The 21,521-nt window shown below is 58.7% G+C and carries 16 protein-coding genes and 1 pseudogene; 11 read left to right on the top strand and 6 right to left on the bottom strand.

Annotation, left to right across the window (positions count from 1 at the left end; all coding sequences use genetic code 11):
- Positions 1-198 precede the first annotated feature (198 nt).
- The 5 genes from rloA to pabB all read left to right on the top strand — a co-directional run bounded on the left by rloA (position 199) and on the right by pabB (position 6,120).
- Entirely contained in the window at positions 199-735 is a 537-nt protein-coding gene (gene rloA / locus AC3IUE_RS09600; RefSeq protein ID WP_046047911.1) for a retropepsin-like aspartic peptidase RloA, read from the top strand.
- A 5-nt stretch (positions 736-740) separates the two neighbouring features.
- A complete protein-coding gene (gene rloB / locus AC3IUE_RS09595) occupies positions 741-2,276 on the top strand; it encodes an osmotic stress tolerance membrane protein RloB (protein ID WP_461997551.1) in 1,536 nt (511 codons plus the stop codon).
- Positions 2,276-3,262 carry an alpha-L-glutamate ligase-like protein gene (locus AC3IUE_RS09590; RefSeq protein ID WP_489266971.1) on the top strand — a complete coding sequence of 329 codons (987 nt, stop codon included), beginning with the start codon at positions 2,276-2,278 and terminating at the stop codon, positions 3,260-3,262. The genes rloB and AC3IUE_RS09590 overlap by 1 nt, the downstream gene beginning before the upstream one ends.
- Before the next feature lie 203 nt (positions 3,263-3,465).
- Complete coding sequence (locus AC3IUE_RS09585; protein WP_489263986.1) at positions 3,466-4,635, top strand: IS4 family transposase; 1,170 nt, start codon at positions 3,466-3,468, stop codon at positions 4,633-4,635.
- Positions 4,636-4,782: 147 nt separating this feature from the next.
- A complete protein-coding gene (gene pabB / locus AC3IUE_RS09580) occupies positions 4,783-6,120 on the top strand; it encodes an aminodeoxychorismate synthase component I (protein ID WP_489266969.1) in 1,338 nt (445 codons plus the stop codon).
- Between the two features lie 127 nt (positions 6,121-6,247).
- On the opposite strand, the gene thrH is transcribed toward pabB, so the two are convergent.
- Entirely contained in the window at positions 6,248-6,865 is a 618-nt protein-coding gene (gene thrH, locus AC3IUE_RS09575; RefSeq protein ID WP_489266967.1) for a bifunctional phosphoserine phosphatase/homoserine phosphotransferase ThrH, read from the bottom strand.
- Between the two features lie 173 nt (positions 6,866-7,038).
- On the opposite strand from thrH, the gene AC3IUE_RS09570 reads away from it, so the two are divergent.
- The 3 genes from AC3IUE_RS09570 (at position 7,039) to AC3IUE_RS09560 (ending at position 10,678) form a co-directional block, all read left to right on the top strand.
- The gene (locus tag AC3IUE_RS09570; protein ID WP_008027340.1) at positions 7,039-7,779 is read left to right on the top strand and encodes a phosphoadenylyl-sulfate reductase; all 741 of its coding nucleotides are present in this window, start codon (positions 7,039-7,041) and stop codon (positions 7,777-7,779) included.
- 572 nt (positions 7,780-8,351) lie between these two features.
- Complete coding sequence (locus AC3IUE_RS09565) at positions 8,352-9,893, top strand: NCS1 family nucleobase:cation symporter-1 (protein WP_056744189.1); 1,542 nt, start codon at positions 8,352-8,354, stop codon at positions 9,891-9,893.
- Between the two features lie 56 nt (positions 9,894-9,949).
- Positions 9,950-10,678 carry an aspartate/glutamate racemase family protein gene (locus AC3IUE_RS09560; protein ID WP_489266964.1) on the top strand — a complete coding sequence of 243 codons (729 nt, stop codon included), beginning with the start codon at positions 9,950-9,952 and terminating at the stop codon, positions 10,676-10,678.
- A gap of 116 nt (positions 10,679-10,794) precedes the next feature.
- Here the strand turns inward: AC3IUE_RS09560 and AC3IUE_RS09555 are convergent, their stop codons facing one another.
- Positions 10,795-11,718 (bottom strand): LysR family transcriptional regulator, encoded by a 924-nt coding sequence (locus AC3IUE_RS09555; RefSeq protein ID WP_056744185.1) that lies wholly within the window; start codon positions 11,716-11,718, stop codon positions 10,795-10,797.
- Between the two features lie 125 nt (positions 11,719-11,843).
- On the opposite strand from AC3IUE_RS09555, the gene AC3IUE_RS09550 reads away from it, so the two are divergent.
- A complete protein-coding gene (locus AC3IUE_RS09550; protein ID WP_489266962.1) occupies positions 11,844-12,590 on the top strand; it encodes a 3-oxoacyl-ACP reductase family protein in 747 nt (248 codons plus the stop codon).
- 70 nt (positions 12,591-12,660) lie between these two features.
- Here AC3IUE_RS09550 and AC3IUE_RS09545 read toward each other — a convergent pair whose 3' ends face one another.
- Complete coding sequence (locus AC3IUE_RS09545; RefSeq protein ID WP_489266961.1) at positions 12,661-13,356, bottom strand: HAD-IA family hydrolase; 696 nt, start codon at positions 13,354-13,356, stop codon at positions 12,661-12,663.
- A gap of 263 nt (positions 13,357-13,619) precedes the next feature.
- Between AC3IUE_RS09545 and AC3IUE_RS09540 the strand changes: the two genes are divergently transcribed.
- Together AC3IUE_RS09540 and AC3IUE_RS09535 are read left to right on the top strand one after the other, a co-directional pair.
- Complete coding sequence (locus tag AC3IUE_RS09540) at positions 13,620-18,407, top strand: RHS repeat-associated core domain-containing protein (protein ID WP_489266959.1); 4,788 nt, start codon at positions 13,620-13,622, stop codon at positions 18,405-18,407.
- Positions 18,407-18,706, top strand: coding sequence for a hypothetical protein (locus AC3IUE_RS09535; RefSeq protein WP_046047920.1), 300 nt, complete (start codon positions 18,407-18,409; stop codon positions 18,704-18,706). Before AC3IUE_RS09540 ends, AC3IUE_RS09535 begins: the two co-directional genes overlap by 1 nt.
- 275 nt (positions 18,707-18,981) lie before the next feature.
- On the opposite strand, the gene AC3IUE_RS09530 is transcribed toward AC3IUE_RS09535, so the two are convergent.
- The 3 genes and pseudogenes from AC3IUE_RS09530 to ltrA all read right to left on the bottom strand — a co-directional run bounded on the left by AC3IUE_RS09530 (position 18,982) and on the right by ltrA (position 21,068).
- A complete protein-coding gene (locus tag AC3IUE_RS09530) occupies positions 18,982-19,194 on the bottom strand; it encodes a hypothetical protein (protein WP_489266957.1) in 213 nt (70 codons plus the stop codon).
- Positions 19,195-19,302: 108 nt separating this feature from the next.
- Positions 19,303-19,497: a hypothetical protein gene (locus tag AC3IUE_RS09525; RefSeq protein ID WP_489266955.1), complete on the bottom strand. Its 195-nt coding sequence runs from the start codon at positions 19,495-19,497 to the stop codon at positions 19,303-19,305.
- 148 nt (positions 19,498-19,645) lie between these two features.
- Positions 19,646-21,068, bottom strand: a pseudogene (gene ltrA / locus AC3IUE_RS09520) (group II intron reverse transcriptase/maturase).
- Positions 21,069-21,521: the final 453 nt, after the last annotated feature.

Genomic DNA, 21,521 nt, shown 5'->3' with positions numbered 1-21,521 from the left:
GCACCAGAACGACGCAGTCCTTCTGTTTATAGCCGCCTCCCGGCGGTGGCGCCATAAAACCACCGTGCTAGAATGCCGGCCGCATTTGTTTGTGACATCTGCACTGCTTGTCATAAACAGTTGATAGGCATACGAGGGAGCTTGCGCAGCGATGCCAGGGCCTTGAATAGAAGTACGGACCGCTGCGCACCAGGATTTATGAGACTCAAGCCCTTCCCCACCTTCCTTTATCTTCTTTGCCTGCCGGGTTTCGCCGCGGCGGGGGAAAAGACTGTTTACGGCCTCAACGAGTACGCCTCCCTGGACGGCATCGACCTGGAAGTCGCCGCCAAACTCGACACCGGGGCGAAAACCGCGTCCCTGAGTGCCCGTGACATCAAACGCTTCAAACGCAATGGCGAATCCTGGGTGCGCTTCTATCTGGCGATCGACGCTGCGCACTCGCACCCGATCGAACGGCCACTGGCCCGAGTCAGCAAGATCAAGCGCCGGGCCGGCGACTACGACCCGGAAGAGGGCAAGAAGTACACCGCCCGTCCGGTGATCGAGCTGGATATCTGCATGGGGTCGGCTTTACGCAGTATCGAAGTGAACTTGACCGACCGCAGCGCCTTCCAATACCCGCTGCTGATCGGCTCCGAAGCGCTGAAACGCTTCGATGCGCTGGTTGACCCCAGTCTTAAATACGCTGCTGGCAAACCCGCCTGCGCCACCGACGCTCATACCGCAGAGTAATTCCAATGCGCTCTCTTACCCTCCACCTGAAATTCCTGATCGCCATCCTGGTGGTGCTGGGTATTTCAGTCACGGCCTATCAGATCTTCGTGCTCGGCATCCCCGTGACCGAAGACGCCACCGACGACTTGTGGAACATCGACGCCAAAGTCGAGTTCGTCGCCAGTACCAAGGACCCGGTCAAGATCCAGATGTTCGTGCCGCCGCTGAGCCGCGATTACGTCAGCCTCAACGAGAGTTTCATTTCCAATAACTACGGCGTGGCCGTGAACCGTGCCGACGGCAACCGCAAAGTCACCTGGTCGGCACGTCGGGCCAAGGGCAATCAGACCCTTTATTACCGCCTGGTGCTGACCAAGCGCTACACCGGTGAAAAATCCAAGATCAAAGGCCCGACCTTCCGCGACAGCATCGCCGTCGAAGGCGCGGAAAAAGTCGCCGCCGAAGCCCTGCTCGCACCGATCCGCCAGCACTCGGCCGACGTCGAAACCTTCATCGGCGAAGCCATCAAGCGTGTCAACAATCTCAACGACGACAATGTGAAGCTGTTGCTGGGCGGCGATCCGTCCCCCGGGCACAAGGCGAAAATCGTCGAATTGGTGCTGTCCATCGCGCACGTGCCGGTGGAAAAGGTCCACACCATTCGTCTGGTGGCCGACCAACCGCAAACGCCGGAACTCTGGCTGCGCAGTTTCAACGGCACCGATTGGCTGTACTTCAACCCGGAAACCGGTGAACAGGGCCTGCCGACCGACCGCCTGCTGTGGTGGACCGGCGACGAAAACCTGATCACCGTCGATGGCGGCAAGAAGGCCAACGTGACCTTCAGCCTGAACAACAGCGAAATGAACGCGATTCGCCTGGCCAAGCTGACCGACGAAAACACCGATGCCAACTTCCTCGAATACTCGCTGTACGGCCTGCCGCTGCAAACCCAGCAGACGTTCATGATCATGGTGATGATCCCGATCGGTGTGCTGGTGATTTTGATCCTGCGCAACCTGATCGGCATTCAGACCCTCGGCACCTTTACTCCGGTGCTGATCGCCCTGGCGTTCCGGGAAACCCAGCTCGGCTTCGGTATCGTGCTGTTTACCATCATCACGGCGCTGGGCCTGTCGCTGCGCTCCTACCTTGAACACTTGAAGCTGCAAATGCTGCCGAGGCTGTCCGTGGTGCTGACCTTCGTGGTGGTGCTGATCGCGACCATCAGCCTGCTCAGCCATAAACTCGGCCTGGAACGCGGGTTGTCGGTAGCGCTGTTCCCGATGGTGATTCTGACCATGACCATCGAACGCCTGTCGATTACCTGGGAAGAACGCGGTTCCGGCCATGCCATGAAAGTGGCGATCGGTACGCTGTTCGCGGCGTCCCTGGCGCACCTGATCATGACCGTGCCGGAGCTGATTTACTTCGTGTTTACCTTCCCGGCGATCCTGCTGATCCTGGTGGGCTTCATGCTGGCGATGGGGCGTTATCGCGGTTACCGCCTGACCGAACTGGTGCGCTTCAAGGCGTTCCTGAAGAAGGCTGACGCCTGATGTTCGGCTTCTGGAAGACCTGGAAGGCCTTGGAAGCCCGGGGCATCATGGGGATCAATCGGCGTAACGCAGACTACGTGCTCAAGTACAACAAGCGCAGTCTGTACCCGATTGTCGATGACAAGATCATCACCAAGGAACGCGCCATCGCCGCCGGCATTCATGTGCCGGAACTGTATGGCGTGATTTCCACCGAGAAGGAAATCGACGACCTCGACGACATCATCGGCGGGCGCAACGACTTCGTGATCAAACCGGCCCAGGGCGCCGGCGGTGACGGCATCATTGTGGTTGCCGATCGGTTCGAGGGGCGCTATCGCACAGTGTCCGGCAAGATCATCGACCATGAGGAACTCGAGCACCATATCTCGAGCATCCTCACCGGCCTGTATTCCCTGGGCGGGCACCGCGACCGCGCGCTGATCGAATACCGGGTGATCCCGGACCAGATTTTCAAAAGCATCAGCTATGAAGGTGTGCCGGACATCCGCATCATCGTGCTGATGGGTTACCCGGTGATGGCCATGCTGCGCTTGCCGACGCGCCAGTCCGGCGGCAAGGCCAACCTGCACCAGGGCGCCATCGGCGTCGGCGTGGACTTGGCCACCGGCCTGACCCTGCGCGGCACCTGGCTGAACAACATCATCAACAAACATCCGGACACCACCAACGCAGTGGATGGCGTGCAACTGCCCTACTGGGACGGTTTCATGAAACTTGCCGCGGGCTGCTATGAGCTGTGCGGGCTGGGTTACATCGGTGTCGACATGGTGCTGGACCAGGAGAAAGGACCGCTGATTCTTGAGCTCAACGCCCGACCTGGGTTGAACATTCAGATTGCCAATGATTGCGGGCTGACGTTGCGCACCCATGCGGTTGAATCGCGGCTGGAAGAGTTGAAGGCTCGCGGGGTTGTTGAGACGGTGCAGGAACGGGTTGAGTTTGTTCAGGAAATGTTTGGGCATATTCCTGCGGTTGAGGGCTGATCCCCTCACATTGATCGTTCCCACGCTCCGCGTGGTAATGCCGCCACGGACGCTCTGCGTCCGCCTGTGACGCGGAGCGTCACGGGATGCATTCCCACGCGGAGCGTCACTAGTGTCCGGTAAAAACCCAAGGGGGAGCTTGCTCCCCCTTGCCGTGCCTGCTTCGTAAGCAATAATCAGGTTTTCAGACTCGATTTTCGCCCATGTTCAGCAGCACTCGATTTGCGCAAATGCTCCAGGCCCTTCCTCATCAGCTCTTCAAAGCAGCCGTCAAACGCTGTGGCGCTGATCGTTACGCCAAACAATTCACGTCCTGGGATCTGCTCGTCACGTTGATTTTTGGCCAGCTGACACAAGCCAAAAGCTTGCGCACGTTGGCGACAGCTTCACAGTCGCTGCAACCCCATCGTCACCACCTCAACGCCAAAAACATGGTGCGTTCAACCCTTTGTGATGCGTTGAACAAGCGCAGCTCAGAGCCGTTTCGGCTGGCCTGCGAGCACCTGCTTCAGGGCATTGGCCGCAAGCAGCGCAAGTCGCTCGAAGCCATGATCACCCTGATCGATTCGACCTCGATCAGCCTGCGCGGACCCGGTTTTGACGAATGGACCACCGCGACGAAAACCCGCATAACCCAAGGCTTGAAGGTGCATGTGGCCATCGATCCACAGCAAACAGCCCCGACTTACGTAAACATCACCGCCGCCAACGTCAACGATCTGAGCGATGCCCTGACCATGCCGCTTGAAGCGGGTATGACGTACGTTTTCGACAAGGGTTACTGCGACTACAACTGGTGGCACCAGATTGATCAGATGGGTTCTTTCTTCGTCACACGACTGAAGAAAAACGCCAATCTAAAGCCGGTAGAAAACTTGAGGGAACAGGGTGCACCGGAATTCATTGAGGCGGATGAATCGGTCTTGTTCGGTAAGAAATACCTGAACGCTCGACGTCCGAATCACTACCAAAATCAGGCTGTGCGTCGGGTTCAGGTCCGCCGAGAGGACCACGAAACGCCATTGATTCTGGTCACCAACGACTTCTCTCGCTCAGCGGAGGAGATCGCCGATCTGTACAAGCAACGTTGGCAAATCGAGCTGTTTTTCAAGTGGATCAAGCAAAACCTCAAGCTCAAACGGTATTTCGGCTTCTCTGAAAATGCCGTTCGTTTGCAGATCTACAGCGCCTTGATTACCTATCTTTTGCTGCATCTTTATCAGCGCCGTTCAGGTTGCTCCGGGTCTATTTCAGACTTTGCCATTCGGCTAACCCACAGCTTGTTCGAACGCCCGTTAAGCATCGAACACCTGGAACACCGAAGGCAAAAGCGAACAAAGCTGAAGGCTGCCCAAGGCAGCCTTCAGCTTTGAAAAGGTTTTACCGGACACTAGTGACGCGGAGCGTGGGAACGATCAAACAGCCCTCCAATCTACCAATCCCCGACATCCCCTCTAGGAGCAATTCCCCGAGGAGACTACAATCGCCACCCCCGCCTCGATGGCTGATCTGCCCCGCCCATGTTTACCTGTTCCGTACACCCGCTCCCCTATCGCGCCAACCCCGCCGAGTACTTCGCGGCGATTCGTCATGCCCCCGGTGCCGTGCTGCTCGACAGTGGCCGACCGAGTGCCGAGCGTGGACGTTATGACCTGCTCAGTGCCTGGCCACTGGAGCAAATAGCGGTATTGCCTGACGAAAGTGGCAGCGATTTCCTGCAACGCCTTCGCGACAATCTGACACGACTCGGTGAAGCGGCTGTTCCTTACGATTTGCCCTTCGCTGGCGGCCTCATCGGTTACCTGAGCTATGACTTCGGTCGGCATCTGGAAAACCTGCCCAGTCAGGCGCAGGACGATCTGCAACTGCCCGATGCACGTTTCGGACTGTACGACTGGGCGCTGATCAGCGATCACCAACTGAGTACAAGTCAGTTGGTCTTCCACCCATCGCTGATCGACAGCGAACGTCAGCGCCTGATCGCACTGTTCAGTGAGCCTACGGCTGAAGCAGTCGAGTCTTTCACGTTGAAAGCCCCGATGAAGGCCGACCTGAGCGCTGACGAATATCGCCATGCGCTCGAACGCATTCAGCAGTACATCCAGGCCGGCGACTGCTATCAGGTCAATTTCGCCCAACGCTTCCGCGCGCAGTGCCAGGGCGATCCATGGGCCGCGTATTGTGCGCTACGGGCGGCGTGCCCGACGCCGTTTTCCGGTTTTCAGAGTCTGCCCGACGGCGGCGCGGTGTTGAGCCTGTCGCCAGAACGTTTCGTCAAAGTCAGCGAACGCCATGTGGAAACCCGCCCGATCAAAGGCACCCGCCCTCGCGGACTGACCGCTGCCGAAGATGCGGCAAACGCCGCCGAACTGCTGGCCAGTCCCAAGGACCGCGCAGAAAACCTGATGATCGTCGACTTGCTGCGCAATGACCTCGGCCGGACGTGCCGTATCGGCTCGGTGCGGGTGCCGGAGTTGTTCAGCCTGGAAAGCTACCCGAACGTGCATCACCTGGTGAGCAGCGTCACCGGAGAACTGGCGGATGACCGGGATGCACTGGACCTGATCGCTGGCAGCTTCCCTGGCGGCTCGATTACCGGTGCGCCGAAAATTCGCGCGATGCAGATCATCGACGAGCTGGAGCCGACGCGTCGCGGGTTGTATTGCGGGTCTTTGTTGTATCTGGACGTGCGCGGCGAGATGGACAGTTCGATTGCCATTCGCAGTTTGCTGGTCAAGGATGGGCAGGTGTGTTGCTGGGGCGGTGGCGGGATCGTCGCGGATTCAGAGTGGCAGGCCGAGTATCAGGAATCGATTACCAAGGTGAAGGTCCTTCTCGATACCTTGCAGAGCCTGTGACTCTACGCTTGATCGTTCCCATGCTCTGCGTGGGAATGCAGCCCGGGACGCTCCGCGTCCCAAAGCGGACGCAGAGCGTCCATTGAGGCATTCCCACGCAGAGCGTGGGAACGATCAGCGGCGGCAATTACAAGCTCAACGCCCGATTCGAAGCCTTGATGAATTCCTGCTTCAGCTCTTCAAAGCTGTGCACCGCCGGGAACTGCGGAAACTCGCGAATCACATTGTCCGGCGCATGGAACAGAATCCCCGCATCCGCCTCGCCCAGCATCGTGGTGTCGTTGTAGGAATCCCCCGCCGCGATCACCCGGTAGTAAAGGCTCTTGAAGGCCAAAACCGACTGGCGCTTGGGATCTTTCTGACGCAATTGATAGCTCGTCACCCGACCGGAATCGTCAGTAATCAGACGATGGCAGAGCAAGGTCGGGAAGCCCAGTTGACGCATCAACGGCTGGGAGAACTCGTAGAACGTGTCCGACAGAATCACCACCTGAAAGCGCTCACGCAGCCAGTTGATGAACTCGATGGCGCCGTCCAGCGGCTTGAGCGTGGCGATCACTTCCTGGATGTCGGTGAGCTTCAAGCCGTGCTCGTCGAGAATCCGCAGGCGCTGCTTCATCAGCACGTCGTAGTCGGGGATGTCCCGGGTGGTAGCCCTGAGGGATTCGATCCCGGTTTTTTCGGCGAAGGCGATCCAGATTTCCGGGACCAGTACACCTTCAAGATCCAGACAGGCAATTTCCACAAGACACTCCCATTTGTATTGATTATTGAGTCGAGCGAGCCAAAAGACTGCCGAACTCTAGCGACTCAGGCTGACCGGTGCAACGCATAGGGCGCGCCAGTCGCTGCAGGATTTTGTTACCATCTGGCCTATATAGAGCGCCCAGCGCCACCGACCTGTAGGAAGCCGCCCTGATGAGCCCAACGTTCGACGTCGTGGAACTCGCCACGACCTATGCCAACAAATCCGCCCAGGACATCCTGAAACTCGCGTTCGCCGAGTTTGGCGATGACCTGTGGATATCTTTCAGCGGCGCCGAAGACGTGGTGCTGGTGGACATGGCCTGGAAGCTGAACAAGAACGTCAAAGTGTTCAGCCTCGACACCGGCCGCTTGCACCCCGAGACCTACCGCTTCATCGATCAGGTGCGCGAGCACTACAAGATCGACATTGAACTGGTGTCTCCGGACTACACCAAGCTCGAACCTTTCGTGAAGGAAAAGGGCCTGTTCAGTTTCTACAAGGACGGCCACGGCGAATGCTGCGGCATCCGCAAGATCGAGCCGCTACGTCGCAAGCTCTCGGGAGTGACGGCCTGGGCCACCGGTCAGCGTCGGGATCAGAGCCCTGGCACTCGCAGCGCCGTCGCGGTGCTGGAAATCGACACCGCGTTCTCCACCCCGGAACGCACCCTGTACAAGTTCAACCCGCTGGCACAAATGACCAGTGAAGAGATCTGGGGTTACATCCGCATGCTGGAGCTGCCGTACAACAGCCTGCATGAGCGCGGGTTCATCAGCATCGGCTGCGAGCCCTGCACCCGTCCGGTGTTGCCGAACCAGCACGAGCGCGAAGGTCGTTGGTGGTGGGAAGAAGCGACGCAGAAAGAATGCGGTCTGCATGCGGGTAACATCATCAGCAAATCCAAGGCATAACCTTCGGCCTTGTGGTGATCCCCTGTGGGAGCGAGCCTGCTCGCGATGACGGAATGACATCCGACCTAAATGTCGACTGATCCACCGCTATCGCGAGCAGGCTCGCTCCCACAGGTTCGATGATCGCCTCCAAAAATGTGTACACACGAATGTCACCATAGGTGCCATTTGTGTGTGCACTTTTCATTTCAGCGCCCCAAAAAGTTACACGCCCCTGCCCTGACTTCCTCAGTCGACCTTTCGTACACATCCCGCTGAAAAATAAATACCTGTTCAAACAGTCAATTTATATCGCCTTTATTTCAGTCACTTATCGCTTATCGATAACAAAACGAAATTAACAGTGAAATTCATAGATCGCTGACTGGCATGGATCTGGCTTAAGTGCATACATGTTTTGTATACAATCACATCAAAACATACACACACTTTAGATCCGCAAGCCTGAAGCGCCCTATCCCGTACAGGCTGCAGATGCCCCGTAACCAATGATGCTGACTGCCCGCGACGAAGATTTGTCGAGCCAACGCTCATGCACAGTCATCGCGACGCCAAGCTCGGAGCCTGCCGGAATGCGTACTAGCCTCTCCAATAACAACATCGCGCTGGATCTGCCCTCCTTCCCACCCACTTCAACCCCTCACGACCAAACGTTTCAAGAACCCGTCGTACTCAGCCCTCGCCTGCACAACAAGGACCTGGCGCCGACCAAAGCCGAAGGTCGACGCTGGGGCCGCTACAGCATCTTTGCCCTGTGGACTAACGACGTTCACAACATCGCCAATTATTCATTCGCCATCGGGCTGTACGCCCTCGGACTGGGTGGCTGGCAAATCCTGCTGTCCCTGGGGATTGGCGCGGCGTTGGTGTATTGCTTCATGAACCTCTCCGGTTATATGGGGCAAAAGACCGGCGTGCCGTTTCCTGTCATCAGCCGGATCAGTTTCGGCATTCACGGGGCGCAGATTCCTGCGTTGATCCGCGCCGTTATCGCCATCGCCTGGTTCGGGATTCAGACCTACCTCGCCTCGGTGGTCTTTCGGGTACTGCTGACAGCGGTTCATCCGGGCTTCGCTGACTACGACCACAACTCGATCCTCGGTCTATCGAGCCTGGGTTGGGTGTGCTTCGTGGCAATCTGGTTCGTGCAATTGGCGATTCTCGCCTACGGCATGGAGATGGTGCGGCGCTACGAGGCGTTCGCCGGGCCAGTGATTCTGCTGACCGTCGCCGCCCTCGCCGGGTGGATGTACTTTCAGGCCAACGCGACCATCGCCTGGTCGATCCGCGAACCGCTGACCGGCGGCGAGATGTGGCGCAACATCTTTGCCGGCGGTGCGTTGTGGCTGTCGATCTACGGCACGCTGATCCTCAACTTCTGTGACTTCGCCCGTTCTTCACCGTGCCGCAAGACCATTAAGGTCGGCAATTTCTGGGGCCTGCCGGTGAATATTCTGGTGTTCGCCAGCATCACCGTCCTGCTCTGCGGCGCGCAATTTCAGATCAACGGCCGGATCATCGAAAGCCCGACCGAGATCATTGCCTCGATTCCCAACACCTTCTTTCTGGTGCTCGGATGCCTGGCCTTCTTGATCGTCACCGTGGCGGTGAACATCATGGCCAATTTCGTCGCCCCAGCCTTCGTGCTGAGCAACCTGGCGCCCAAATACCTGACGTTCCGCCGCGCCGGCCTGATCAGCGCGACCATCGCGGTGCTGATCCTGCCGTGGAACCTCTACAACAGCCCGCTGGTGATCGTGTATTTCCTGTCCGGCCTCGGCGCCCTGCTCGGCCCGTTGTACGGCGTGATCATGGTCGACTACTGGCTCGTACGAAAAGGTCAGGTCAACGTGCCGCAGTTGTACAGCGAAGACCCCAATGGCGCCTATTACTACAGCCGCGGAGTCAATTTACGCGCCGTCGCGGCGTTCATTCCTGCCGCGCTGATCGCCATTGTCCTGGCGCTGGTACCGGGCTTCGACAGCGTGTCGCCCTTCTCCTGGCTGATTGGGGCCGGGATTGCCGGGATGCTCTATCTGATCATCGCCAAACGGCAGCCTTATTACGCAGACGTCAGCGGTGAAGCCATCGCTGTCGATAACGTCAGCCATTAATCCCTTGGCGGCCCGGCACCGTCGGGCCGCAGAACCACCCGCTATAAGGACTTCCCATGCGAATTCTCGTGGTCAACGTCAACACCACCGAATCCATCACCCAGGCCATCGCACGTTCGGCTCAGTCCGTGGCCGCGCCGGGCACGGAAATCATCGGCCTGACACCCTACTTCGGTGCTGACTCCATCGAAGGCAATTTCGAAAGTTATCTGGCCGCCATCGCGGTGATGGACCGGGTGATGTCCTACGACCAACCCTTCGATGCCGTGATTCAGGCCGGTTACGGCGAACACGGCCGCGAAGGTTTGCAGGAGTTGCTCAACGTGCCGGTGGTGGACATCACCGATGCGGCGGCCAGCACCGCCATGTTCCTCGGCCATGCCTACTCGGTGGTCACTACGCTGGACCGCACCGTGCCGCTGATCGAGGATCGCCTAAAACTGTCCGGACTCTGGGACCGCTGCGCGTCGGTGCGGGCCAGTGGTTTGGCGGTACTGGAACTGGAATCCGATCCTGAGCGTGCGCTGGAGGCAATTATTCGTCAGGCGGAATTGGCCGTGCTTGAAGACAAGGCCGAGGTGATTTGCCTGGGCTGCGGCGGCATGGCCGGGCTGGATGAACAGATTCGCCGGCGCACCGGGGTTCCGGTGGTGGATGGTGTGACGGCGGCGGTGACGATTGCCGAGTCGTTGGTGCGATTGGGGTTGTCGACGTCCAAGGTGCGGACTTATGCGACGCCGCGGCCGAAGAAAATTATTGGCTGGTCGGGGCGTTTCGGGCAGTAGACCGCGTTATCGTTCATCGCGAGCAGGCTCGCTCCCACAATGGGTCTGTGTCGTTCACAAATCCAATGTGGGAGCGAGCCTGCTCGCGAAGGCCGCGCCTCGGTTTTGAGACTGGCTCAGAGCGCACTAAACCGCTGCCCCAACCCCTGCTCCGCAAACTGCTCAATGACGAAATCCACAAACGCCCGGGTCTTGCCGGGCAGCAGTTTGTGCTCCGCGTAATAGATCGAAATGTTGCCATCGTCGACATACCAGTCCGGCAGCACCCGCTGCAAGGTCCCGGCCTCCAGATAGCCCACGGCAAACGGCATGCTCACCAGCGCAATACCCAACCCTTGGGCGGCCGTGGCGCAGGCTGCCTCCGAATCACTCATGGTCATCCGCGCCTTGAGCGTCAGCGGGCTGTGTTGCTGGGTGCGACTGGTCAATTGCCAGGAACGTACACGCCCCGTCTGCGGCGATCGAATCAGGATGCCATCGTGATGCTTCAGATCATCGGGCTCGGCAATCACCTCACGCCCTTCAAGATAGTCGGCTGACGCGACAAGCACCCGATGGGCCGGTGTCAGCTTGCGCGCCACCACCCCCTGCGGCAGCTCGAATCCCCCACCAATCGCCGCATCGAAACCCTGAGCGATCAGATCGACCTGACGGTTATCGAAATGCCAGTCCGGGTTGATCGCCGGAAAACGCCGTAGAAACTCCCCGAGCAACGGCACGACATACAACCGCCCGAACACCGTGCCCATGCTGACCTTCAACGTCCCGGCGGGTAGCCCCTCGGCGCTGGCCAGATTGGCCACGGCATTCTGGATCGTGTGGAGACTGGAACTCACTTCGCCGAGAAACCGATGACCCGCTTCAGTGAGCGTCAGGCTGCGGGTGCTGCGCTGAAACAGCCGCACCCCCAGTCGCGCCTCAAGTTTGGCGACGCTCTTGCCCACCGCCGCCGGGGTCAGACTCAGGCGGCGCGCGGCTTCGGCGAAGCTGCCAACCTCGGCACTGCGCACGAAGCATTCGATACTGCTGAAGGTTTCCATAAGCGTCACTATAAACTTCTGGTTTACACAGACTATCGCAATTACCGTCTACACAGCCGGTAATCCTGAATCGATACTAGGCTCCATCAACCGAGACATCTCGCCTCGGGACTTTGGAGATCGATATGACTACTCAGAACCTCAGCGGCAAAGTGGCTTTGATTCAAGGCGGATCCCGCGGTATCGGCGCCGCCATTGTCAAACGCCTGGCCGCTGAAGGCGCGACAGTCGCCTTCACCTACGTCAGCTCCACGGCCAAAGCCGAAGAATTGCAAAACAGCATCACCGGTAACGGCGGCAAAGCCCTCGCCATCAAGGCTGACAGCGCCGACGCCGACGCCATTCGCAACGCCGTGAGCGCCACGGTAAAAGCCTTTGGTCGCTTGGACATTCTGGTCAACAACGCTGGCGTGCTGGCCGTTGCACCGCTGGAAGATTTCAAACTCGAAGACTTCGACCAGACGCTCGCGATCAACGTGCGCAGCGTATTCATCGCCACCCAGGCCGCAGCCAAACACATGACCGAAGGCGGTCGCATCATCAACATCGGCAGCACCAACGCCGACCGCATGCCCTTCGCCGGTGGTGGCCCGTACGCCATGAGCAAATCGGCGCTGGTCGGCCTGACCAAAGGCCTGGCGCGCGACCTCGGCCCGCGCGGCATCACCATCAACAACGTGCAACCGGGCCCGGTCGACACTGACATGAACCCGGCCAGTGGCGACTTCGCCGAAAGCCTGATCCCGTTGATGGCGGTGGGTCGTTACGGCAAAGCGGAAGAAATCGCCAGCTTCGTCGCCTACCTCGTCGGTCCCGAAGCCGGCTACATCACCGGTGCCAGCCTGACCATCGACGGTGGTTTCGGCGCCTGATGTTCTGAATCACGCATAAAAAAACGCCGGCAACCCTGATCAGATTGCCGGCATTTTCATGCACGCAGCTTTAAGCCCATTCGAGCGCTGGCAAACCGCAAGCGATCGGTTTGAATGCTTTCAGCGTACGAAGAATGCCATCGGCGTGTGCGTATTTTTCGTCAGCCATCGCCGGATCCGGGATCGCAATCGCGGTCATTCCCGCCGCTTTCGCCGCCGTGACACCGAACGGAGAGTCCTCGAACACCAGGCAATCCTCAGGCGCGACACCCAGGCGCCGCGCGGCCGTGAGGAAAATGTCCGGCGCCGGTTTGGCCGCGCCGACTTCCGGATCGTCAGCCGTCACGATGAAATCGAACAGCGCAAACCAGTCGCGGTGCAAGGTGGTTTTCTGGCCGAACGACTGACGCGAAGAACTGGTGCCCACCGCGATCGGAATGTTGTTGGCCTTCAAGTGCCGAACCAGCTCCTGTGCGCCAGGCATCGCCAGCGCTGTAGGAAAACGCTCGCGCATCAGCGGTTCGCGGATCACCAGAAACTCTTCGGCGGTGATCGGCAGGTCCAGCGCCTCGACCACATAACGCGCCAGATCACCCGCGCCACGGCCGATGATGTTCTGCTTGACGCTCCAGTCGAAGACCCGACCGTAACGCGCAGCAATCATGGACGTGACCTCGGTGTAAATGCCCTCGGTGTCCAGCAACAAGCCGTCCATATCGAAAATCACGGCCTTGATCGGGCCGAATTCATTCAGCGGTGCATTCATCGCATCTGATCCGTTTTCTAATGACATCCCAGAGGCGGCTCAGGTACGGCCGGGTCCGCGATCGATTAAAGGATTCAGCAGCATAGCGAGCGCGGCGGGCATAGGGCAACGGGCAATGCCTGAGCGGTACTAAAACCTGCGCCGAAGTGCTGTTCGTCATTTAGCGATTTCCCCTACACCAAACACTTACTTTCCCGACTTCTTTCCCCGCCGATCCCCCGCAAAGTCTCGCGCTCTGAATTGATCCGCGCGAGGGACTGCGAATGTTCATACCTGACAACCTCCTGGCCTTGAACAACACCATCGGGCTGCTGGTGGTCGCCGCCATGGACCCTGAGCACCCGGATGTCGAAGCGCTGCTGGGTGATTTTCGACTGTGCCTGAACGACTACGACGCCTGGGCGGAAAGCTTCTGGACCGGCAAGGCCCTGGATGTCGAGCAAGTGTTCAAGGTCGGCAACGAAGTCCGACTAAGCGCGCCAAAGCATTCGACCACGCCTGTCAGTGCGACTGTCGCCGCGTGCCCGGCCAGCGGTCCGTTGACCCTGGTGCATATGTTTGAGGCGGCGCGTTTCGTGCCAATCGGCAATACGCCGGTGATGCTTGAACCGTTAATTTCCGAGGTGACGGGTGAGCAGACGTTTGGCGAGCCGATCTACGACGAGATCGGCCCCAGCGGCATCCTGGAAATCCCCGATTGCCAGCGCGGCCAACGTTTTCGCATCACCTTCTTTCCCGATGTATCTGCTGATCACGTCAAAGCACTTTACGCCTCCTATCAGGGCGTCATCGGCGAGCTGGAAGGTTGGTTGCGCAACGAATGGACGACCGAGTTTGAGCCAGCGTGGGCCGGGTTCTCCCAGGCCGATTTCATCAAGCGCTACGGCATGTTGCAACAGGCCGACTGGCGCGGCTTCGAGAACTCGCTGAACGGTTTGTGGGATGACGTAAAACAGATTTACGCCCTGATCGCGGACCTGCAGGCCAACAGCGAAAAACTCCTTGAATACCTGACCCAATCCGAAATTGAAACGCTGCTGAACGCCTCGGCGGAGTCCATCGCCAAGGTGTTGCTGATGTTGAGCGACGAGCCGTTGATGTTCATTCATCTCGCGGCGTTCACCAGTTGGCTGAGGATGCTGCCGCCGCAGTACATCGCCGAAGTCGTGGCGGAAATTCGTACGGAGATATTGATCAGTTTCCTGCTTATGTGCCTCACCAGTCCTGCAGGACTGGAATTGCGTCTGAGTGAGAAGGTGCTGTCCAGGATCAAGTCCCCGCAGACCCGGCAATGGCTGGCGGCCGCCAGTTTGCGATTGGCTGAGCTCACCGCCAAGTCCGACCTGACAGCCCACGCTGGCGCGCTCAAACCGCTGATGGTCAATGCCCGGAATGCACCGATCAATCCCGCGCCTGCCGTGTCGTTGCAAATCACCGCGGGAGCTGCGCCGATTTTGTTGGTGAAGAAGCCGGTGGCCATTGCTCGCGACAAGTCTGAAGCCATGACCAGGATTGGCAGGCTGGAACATCGCGACGATGCCCCGGATCAAGCGAAAAACCCCAACGGTGACAGCGCCGATTGCGGACCGTTGACCTGTACCAATGGCTGTCCGGTATCGATGGTCACCGGCGAGGAACTGCTCACGCTGACCGACGGTTCACTGGACGGGATTTTGCCGTTCGACTTCACCCGGCTCTATCGCACCAGTGCGGTGGAGATCGATTGCGGGCTCGGATTCGGCTGGAGTCACTCCCTCGCTCATCACCTGGAAATCGATGGCGACACCGTCATCTGGATCGACCACGAAAACCGTCGTACGACTTTTCCACTACCGAATATCGAGCGCCCGACGATTCACAACAGCCTGTCGCGGGCGGCTATTTATCTAGGTGACGAGCCGGAAGAACTGATCCTCGCCCTGGCTGGCGAAAAAGCGCGGTTTTTCCACTTTCGTGCAGGACGTCTGACGGCCATCAGCGATGCCTATGGCAATCGACTGACAGTGCAGCGGGACACTTCTGACAGGATCAAACGCCTCAATAACGGCGCAGGCCGTTCCCTTCTGTTGCGCTATGAGCGCCGGCACATCGTCGCCGTCGAGTATCAGCGTTTTCATCCGGCCGAGACCCTGGAAGACACCTGGCGTACCGAGCAGACGCTGGTTGCCTACCGCTATGACGCTCGTCATCGCTTGATCGAAGCGACCAATGCCGCCGGTGAAAGCGAACGCTACGACTACGACGATCAGCACGTGATTCTGCAGCGGCAGTTGGCCGGTGGGGCGAGTTTCTACTGGGAGTGGGAGCGTGCCGGCAAAGCGGCCCGGTGCGTGCGGCATTGGGCGACTTTTTCGCAGATGGACACGCGTTACGTCTGGGATGACAACGGCAGTGTGCTGGTTAAAAACGCCGACGGTAGCGAAGAGGTTTACGTCCATGACGACAGGGCGCGACTGGTGCGCAAGGTCGAGCTGGATGGTGGCGAACACCTCAAGGCCTACGACGACCAGGGGCGGTTGCTTGCCGAGCAGGATCCGCTCGGCGCCGTCACCGAATACCGTTATGACGAAGTCGGACGGCTTATCGCGCTGATTCCGCCGGAAGACGAACCGACGACCTACGAGTATCGCTACGGTTTCCTGCACGCACGGTACCGCGGTAAAGCCGTCTGGAAATATCAGCGCAATGCGCAAGGCGACATCACCGAAGCGACCGACCCCGACGGTCATGTCAGCCACTATCACTACGACGAAAAAGGGCAGCTGCTGTCGATCCGCTATCCGGACAACAGTCGGCATGTCTTCGTCTGGAATGGCTTGGGGCAGTTGGTTGAGGAAACGCTGCCGGATGGTGGTGTGCGGCGGTTTTCCTACGACGCGCTGGGGCGGCAGATTACCCGCCAGGACGAACACGGTGCCGTTACCCAGTACCAATGGGATGCCGTTGGACGACTGATCCAGACGACGCTTCCCACAGGCGTCAGCCGCGCGTTCAGCTACAACGCCTACGGCAAGATCACCGCCGAACGCGATGAACTGGGCCGCGTCACCCGCTACGAATACATCGACGATTTGCACCTGGTCAGCCGCCGCCTCAATTCCGACGGCACCCAGCTGAAGTACCGCTACGACAACGCCCAGTTGTTGCTCACCGAGATCGAAAACGAGTCCGGCGAAAAATATCAGCTGGACTACACGCCCAATGGTTTGATCCGACAGGAAACCGGATTCGACGGCCAACGCACGGCGTACGCCTACGACCTCAACGGCCAGTTGCTGGAGAAAACCGAGTTCGGCGAGGACGGTTCGCCGCGGGTGACGGCTTATCAGCGGGATTCGGCCGGACGTCTACTGGTCAAAACCCTGCCCGACGGCATCAAGGTTGAATACCGCTACGACAGCCTCGGCCGGTTGGTCGGTGTCGACGACGGCCACGATCACCCGCTGGAATTTGAGTACGACCAGCAGGACCGCCTGATCACCGAACACCAAGGCTGGGGCACCTTGCGCTATGGCTACGACGCCTGCGGCCAACTCAATCGCCTGCGCCTGCCGGACAACAGCAAACTCGACTACCACCATGCCAAGGGCGGTGCGCTGACGGCCATCGACCTCAACGGCAGCCGATTGACGTCGCATACCTTCTTCGCCGGTCGCGAACTAAACCGCCAACAAGGCCTGTTGCTCAGCGATTATCAGTATGACGACCAGGGCCGTCTGAAAGCCCACGCTGTCAGCCAACACCTCCAACCGCTGTATCGCCGCGACTATGCCTACAGCGCAAACGGCAACCTCGACTACATTGCCGACACCCGTCACGGCCAACGCAGCTACCAATACGATCCACTCGACCGCCTGATCCGCGTCCGACACTCCCGTGATCAACAACCGGAAAGCTTCGCCCACGACCCGGCGGGCAACCTGTTGATGCAGGATCGTCCTGGCCCGACCACCGTCAAAGGCAATCGCCTGCTGATGCAAGGCGATCGCCACTATGACTACGACGCCTTTGGCAACCTGATCCGCGAACGCCGCGGCACCGGGCAAAAACTGGTCACCGAGTACCGCTACGACTGCCAACATCGGCTGATCGGCGCCACCCTGCCCAACGGCAGCCAGGCGACCTACCGCTACGACGCCTTCGGCCGCCGCATCAGCAAAACCGTCGACGGCAAAACCACCGAGTTCTTCTGGCAGGGCGACCACCTCGTCGCCGAAAGCAGCTGCGAGCACTACCGCAGCTACCTCTACGAACCGGGCAGCTTCCGCCCGCTGGCCATGCTCGACGGCAAAGGCCCACACCTGGCCTGCCCGTTCTACTACCAACTTGACCACCTCGGCACACCGCAAGAACTCACCGACTACAGCGGCGACATCATCTGGGCCGCCCGATACACAGCCTATGGCCGCCTGACTCGCCTCAACCGCGACACCCATCAGGTGCTTGATCAGCCGTTGAGGTTTCAGGGGCAGTATTTCGATGCGGAAACGGGCCTGCATTACAACCGGCATCGCTACTACAATCCGGATGTTGGACGGTATTTGACGCCGGATCCGAGCAAGTTGGCGGGTGGGTTAAACGGGTATCAGTACACGCGGAACCCGACAGGGTGGGTTGATCCGCTGGGGTTGAGTGAGTGCCCGGGTGGGGATGGGTGTAAGCGGCCGGCGTTTGGGGATGAGGATCCGGCGGGGACGGCGAAGGTTGATGAGGGGAATCCAAATCTTCCATTTCCGGAAATCGTCGACTGGACACCACACGGTTACAAACACAACCCATCAAAAAATATGACTTGGAAGGAAACGATAAACTCCACCAAGTCGGGGCCCGCCAAATACAAGCAAGGCATCGATGTTGAAATCATGGAGCGAGACGCTTACAAAACCGGCTCTCCTACTACCAACGGAAAATCTTGGAAAGTCAAAGAATACGAGACTGACATTGGTGCCAGCGAAGGAAAGCCCAGTCGATGGATACGCATCGAGCTAAGCGCCAGAACGATCCATGGACATCCGATCTCAGAGACCGAATTTAGGAGGCTAATGAAGTGATGGACCTAACATTCATAACGGGGAAAATCACTTACGATGAGCTTTCCGCATTGAGAAATACCGATCTCTCAAATCAGATCGACTTTCTGAAAGAGGACATGCTGCAAGTGGAGTATCACGATACACATTTGCTAGATGTAGGCTGGTATCCGTCGTTCGATATCAGCGGTTCTTTTCAGATTAGAGTTATCAAGAACTATGACTGGGACACACCACTTGCGCTTTCAAAGGCCGGTTCGATTCGATTACTTATCGAAGAAATAATCGCTGCTCAAAATCTGATAAACAAAGATCGATAACCGGACTGTCAAACTTTTTGTGTGCCGGCCGCTCACGTATTCCACCAAAGCCCAGCATGTTGCTGGGCTTTTATCTTTAAATAACAATTAGCCTACCCCCCCCGAACCACGTGTTCCGCCACTAGCACTTCCCGTCCCTCCTCCCGAGCTACCACCATTCAAATTCAGCCCAGAACTACCGGATCCTCCAGACCCACTCCCAGAACCGCTCCCACTCATCGCTTTTTAAAGGTGCCGCGCAGTTGACGAGTGGCGCTGCGCCACAGCGCATGTTTTCAGCTCGGTTCGTTTGAGCCGTCTTCACCGGCAATATCCGGGTCGTCAGGGTGCGCTTCCACATCCCCACGCTTCACTTCATCAGTCGGCAATTGCTCTACAGCCGTGTCGTCATCAGGCGGACGTTGATCACGACTCAAGGAATCGGTCGGTGAAGGCAGCGGATATTCGGGGGTATCGTCGATGTCGGAGTCTTTCGGATCAGCGTTCATAAGGCACCTCTCTTGGGGCCTGAAAAGCAGGCCCTGAAGTTTCGAGGATTGCGCCCTGCATTGCGTTCGATCAGAGAGACGATCGGTCGAGTCCGTCGCACAGCAGGGTCAATCTTCGTCCTCATCCTCTTCCTCTTCCTCGTCTTCGAACTCGATATTTCCGACATCGCCCGCATCATCGGAATCATTGAGCGGCACCGTTGCGTCATCCATCAAAGAGCCTGGGTCTTCGTTACCAGGATCGTTAATGAACGGAAGCCCGCTCGGGCCTTTTTCTTCTTTGCCTTCGGTTTCAGGAGTCATGGCATGCCTCACAACGTTCTGGGGTGTATGAAGTTCGAGGCGTCGCACGACCAAACGTTCCAGAGTCCTACTACCAGATCGAGTAGGAGGCGGCTTCACAGCCGCCGTCCTCTCACACCACCGTACGTACGGATCCGTATACGGCGGTTCAAGTTATGCGATTAAGCCGAGTTATCGTATCCAGTATTGAGACCAGTCCAAGCCGATCCCACAGCTTCTTCGGTAGCGCGTGATTCAAATGTGCAGCTCCTGAGCTCCACCATGGACCACGACCGTTGAACGCGGATATGCAGGCGCGGTGCCTGCTGAGCCCCAGACGTATCAAGTTCCGAGCCCTTGTTGAGGGCCGTTTCCATTGACGCCATACGGCACAGCGCAGCTTACGACGCACCCAGCCATCCAACTCCTCAAGTGGCCGCTTGCTCTGACTTAGCTTGAAATAGCCTGCCCAACCCCGCAGCACGGGGTTTAATCGCACGATGACGGTTGCCATCTTGCAACCCCGCGCTCCGCGCAGCAGGTCTCTGACTCGGTCGCGCAAGCGCCCCAGGCTCATCGCCGCCACTCTTAGCCTCGGCTGTTGATGCCAGCTCATCCCATAACCCAGATAATCACAGACCCAAGGCCGTACCACACGGCTCTTTTCCCGGTTGAGCGTCAGTTTCAGACGCTGGGTCAGGAAACGCTCAACACTGACCATCACTCGTTCACCCGCGCGACGACTGCGCACATAAATATTCGCGTCGTCGGCATAGCGCACGAAGCGATGACCCCGCCGCTCCAGTTCGCGGTCGAGTTCGTTGAGCAGGATATTCGACAGCAACGGCGAGAGCGGGCCGCCTTGCGGCGTCCCTTCTTGCCGTCGGCTGACGAGTCCGCCTGACATCGTTCCCGCTTCGAGATAGCGACGGATCAGTCTGAGCACCCGCTTGTCTTCGATTTGACGCGCCACGCAAGCCATCAGGACATCGTGATTGACCCGATCAAAGAACTTCTCGAGATCGAGTTCCACACACCAGCGGTGACCCGCTGCCACATGGTCGCGAGCGGTTTCGAGGGCTTGGTGAGCGCTTCTCCCCGGACGGAAGCCGTAGCTGTAGTCCGAGAACAGCGGATCGAAGAGCGGCGTGAGCTGTTGCAGCAGAGCTTGTTGGATCAGGCGATCCACGACGTTGGGAATGCCCAACTGACGGGTTCCACCTTTGGGTTTGGGAATGTCGACGGCGCGTACACCTTGCGGGTGATATTCACCGGCCAACAACCGAGCCTTGAGGGTCGGCCAATACTGTTTCACGTAGTCCGCCAAGTCGTCGACCGTCATGCCATCGGCACCCGGTGCGCCCTTGTTGCTGACCACGCGCTGATACGCACGTCTGAGGTTGGCGGGTGCAAGCACCCGCGCCATCAGCGTGTCCGGCTCCGCGTTCGTCCACGTCACAGACGCCGCCAATGCCTGCGCACTGCCAGCCGTCACCCGCGGATTCTGTCCGGGGCTTGGGGTCACAGTTCTCTTGCGGAGAAATTTCTGCTTTTTCGACATTCGACGAGACTCTGACGCCTACTGGCGGCATAACCTGTTCGGCCCTTGGTGACAGAGTTATTCGTCACTTACTACGGCCTCGGCTGACTTCTGCACGCTCATCCCGTCGCCTCTCGACGCTCGGTAGCACAGTGGCAAACGCACAGATCTCCCAGGGTAATTCGCGCGACCTTCCTGCTTATGCCTGTCGGATCTACGTCGCAGCGTTCCGTGCAAGTATTGGGCTTTGAGGAAGTTTGCCCCCTTACCCCGCTGCGCCGCCTAATCCGCTTCCTGTTCGTCAGGCCAGCATTTTGCCTCGGGCTTCCTTCAGATTCGCAGTCGCCCGCGACACCCTTGCCTCTGGCTAACACTTCCCCTTGCCGGGGGTGTAGAGGACTTTCACCTCCAAGTCACCAGCGTGGCTACCACAGCCAAGCTGGTTGCGCTTACGCGCAACGCGCCATGCCTGGCGCACAAACGAAAAACCCGGCGCTGGGCCGGG

Source organism: Pseudomonas sp. GL_093 (assembly GCF_057837605.1).
The sequence above is the reverse complement of the archived record's forward strand: the minus strand, read 5'-3'. Positions and strand labels throughout refer to the sequence as shown.

Excerpts from the sequence above, each read along its gene's own strand:
- rloA (WP_046047911.1), top strand. The coding sequence starts at position 199 with ATGAGACTCAAGCCCTTCCCCACCTTCCTTTATCTTCTTTGCCTGCCG.
- rloB (WP_461997551.1), top strand. The coding sequence starts at position 741 with ATGCGCTCTCTTACCCTCCACCTGAAATTCCTGATCGCCATCCTGGTG.
- AC3IUE_RS09590 (WP_489266971.1), top strand. The coding sequence starts at position 2,276 with ATGTTCGGCTTCTGGAAGACCTGGAAGGCCTTGGAAGCCCGGGGCATC.
- AC3IUE_RS09585 (WP_489263986.1), top strand. The coding sequence starts at position 3,466 with ATGTTCAGCAGCACTCGATTTGCGCAAATGCTCCAGGCCCTTCCTCAT.
- pabB (WP_489266969.1), top strand. The coding sequence starts at position 4,783 with ATGTTTACCTGTTCCGTACACCCGCTCCCCTATCGCGCCAACCCCGCC.
- AC3IUE_RS09570 (WP_008027340.1), top strand. The coding sequence starts at position 7,039 with ATGAGCCCAACGTTCGACGTCGTGGAACTCGCCACGACCTATGCCAAC.
- AC3IUE_RS09565 (WP_056744189.1), top strand. The coding sequence starts at position 8,352 with ATGCGTACTAGCCTCTCCAATAACAACATCGCGCTGGATCTGCCCTCC.
- AC3IUE_RS09560 (WP_489266964.1), top strand. The coding sequence starts at position 9,950 with ATGCGAATTCTCGTGGTCAACGTCAACACCACCGAATCCATCACCCAG.
- AC3IUE_RS09555 (WP_056744185.1), bottom strand. The coding sequence starts at position 11,718 with ATGGAAACCTTCAGCAGTATCGAATGCTTCGTGCGCAGTGCCGAGGTT.
- AC3IUE_RS09550 (WP_489266962.1), top strand. The coding sequence starts at position 11,844 with ATGACTACTCAGAACCTCAGCGGCAAAGTGGCTTTGATTCAAGGCGGA.
- AC3IUE_RS09545 (WP_489266961.1), bottom strand. The coding sequence starts at position 13,356 with ATGAATGCACCGCTGAATGAATTCGGCCCGATCAAGGCCGTGATTTTC.
- AC3IUE_RS09540 (WP_489266959.1), top strand. The coding sequence starts at position 13,620 with ATGTTCATACCTGACAACCTCCTGGCCTTGAACAACACCATCGGGCTG.
- AC3IUE_RS09535 (WP_046047920.1), top strand. The coding sequence starts at position 18,407 with ATGGACCTAACATTCATAACGGGGAAAATCACTTACGATGAGCTTTCC.
- AC3IUE_RS09530 (WP_489266957.1), bottom strand. The coding sequence starts at position 19,194 with ATGAACGCTGATCCGAAAGACTCCGACATCGACGATACCCCCGAATAT.
- AC3IUE_RS09525 (WP_489266955.1), bottom strand. The coding sequence starts at position 19,497 with ATGACTCCTGAAACCGAAGGCAAAGAAGAAAAAGGCCCGAGCGGGCTT.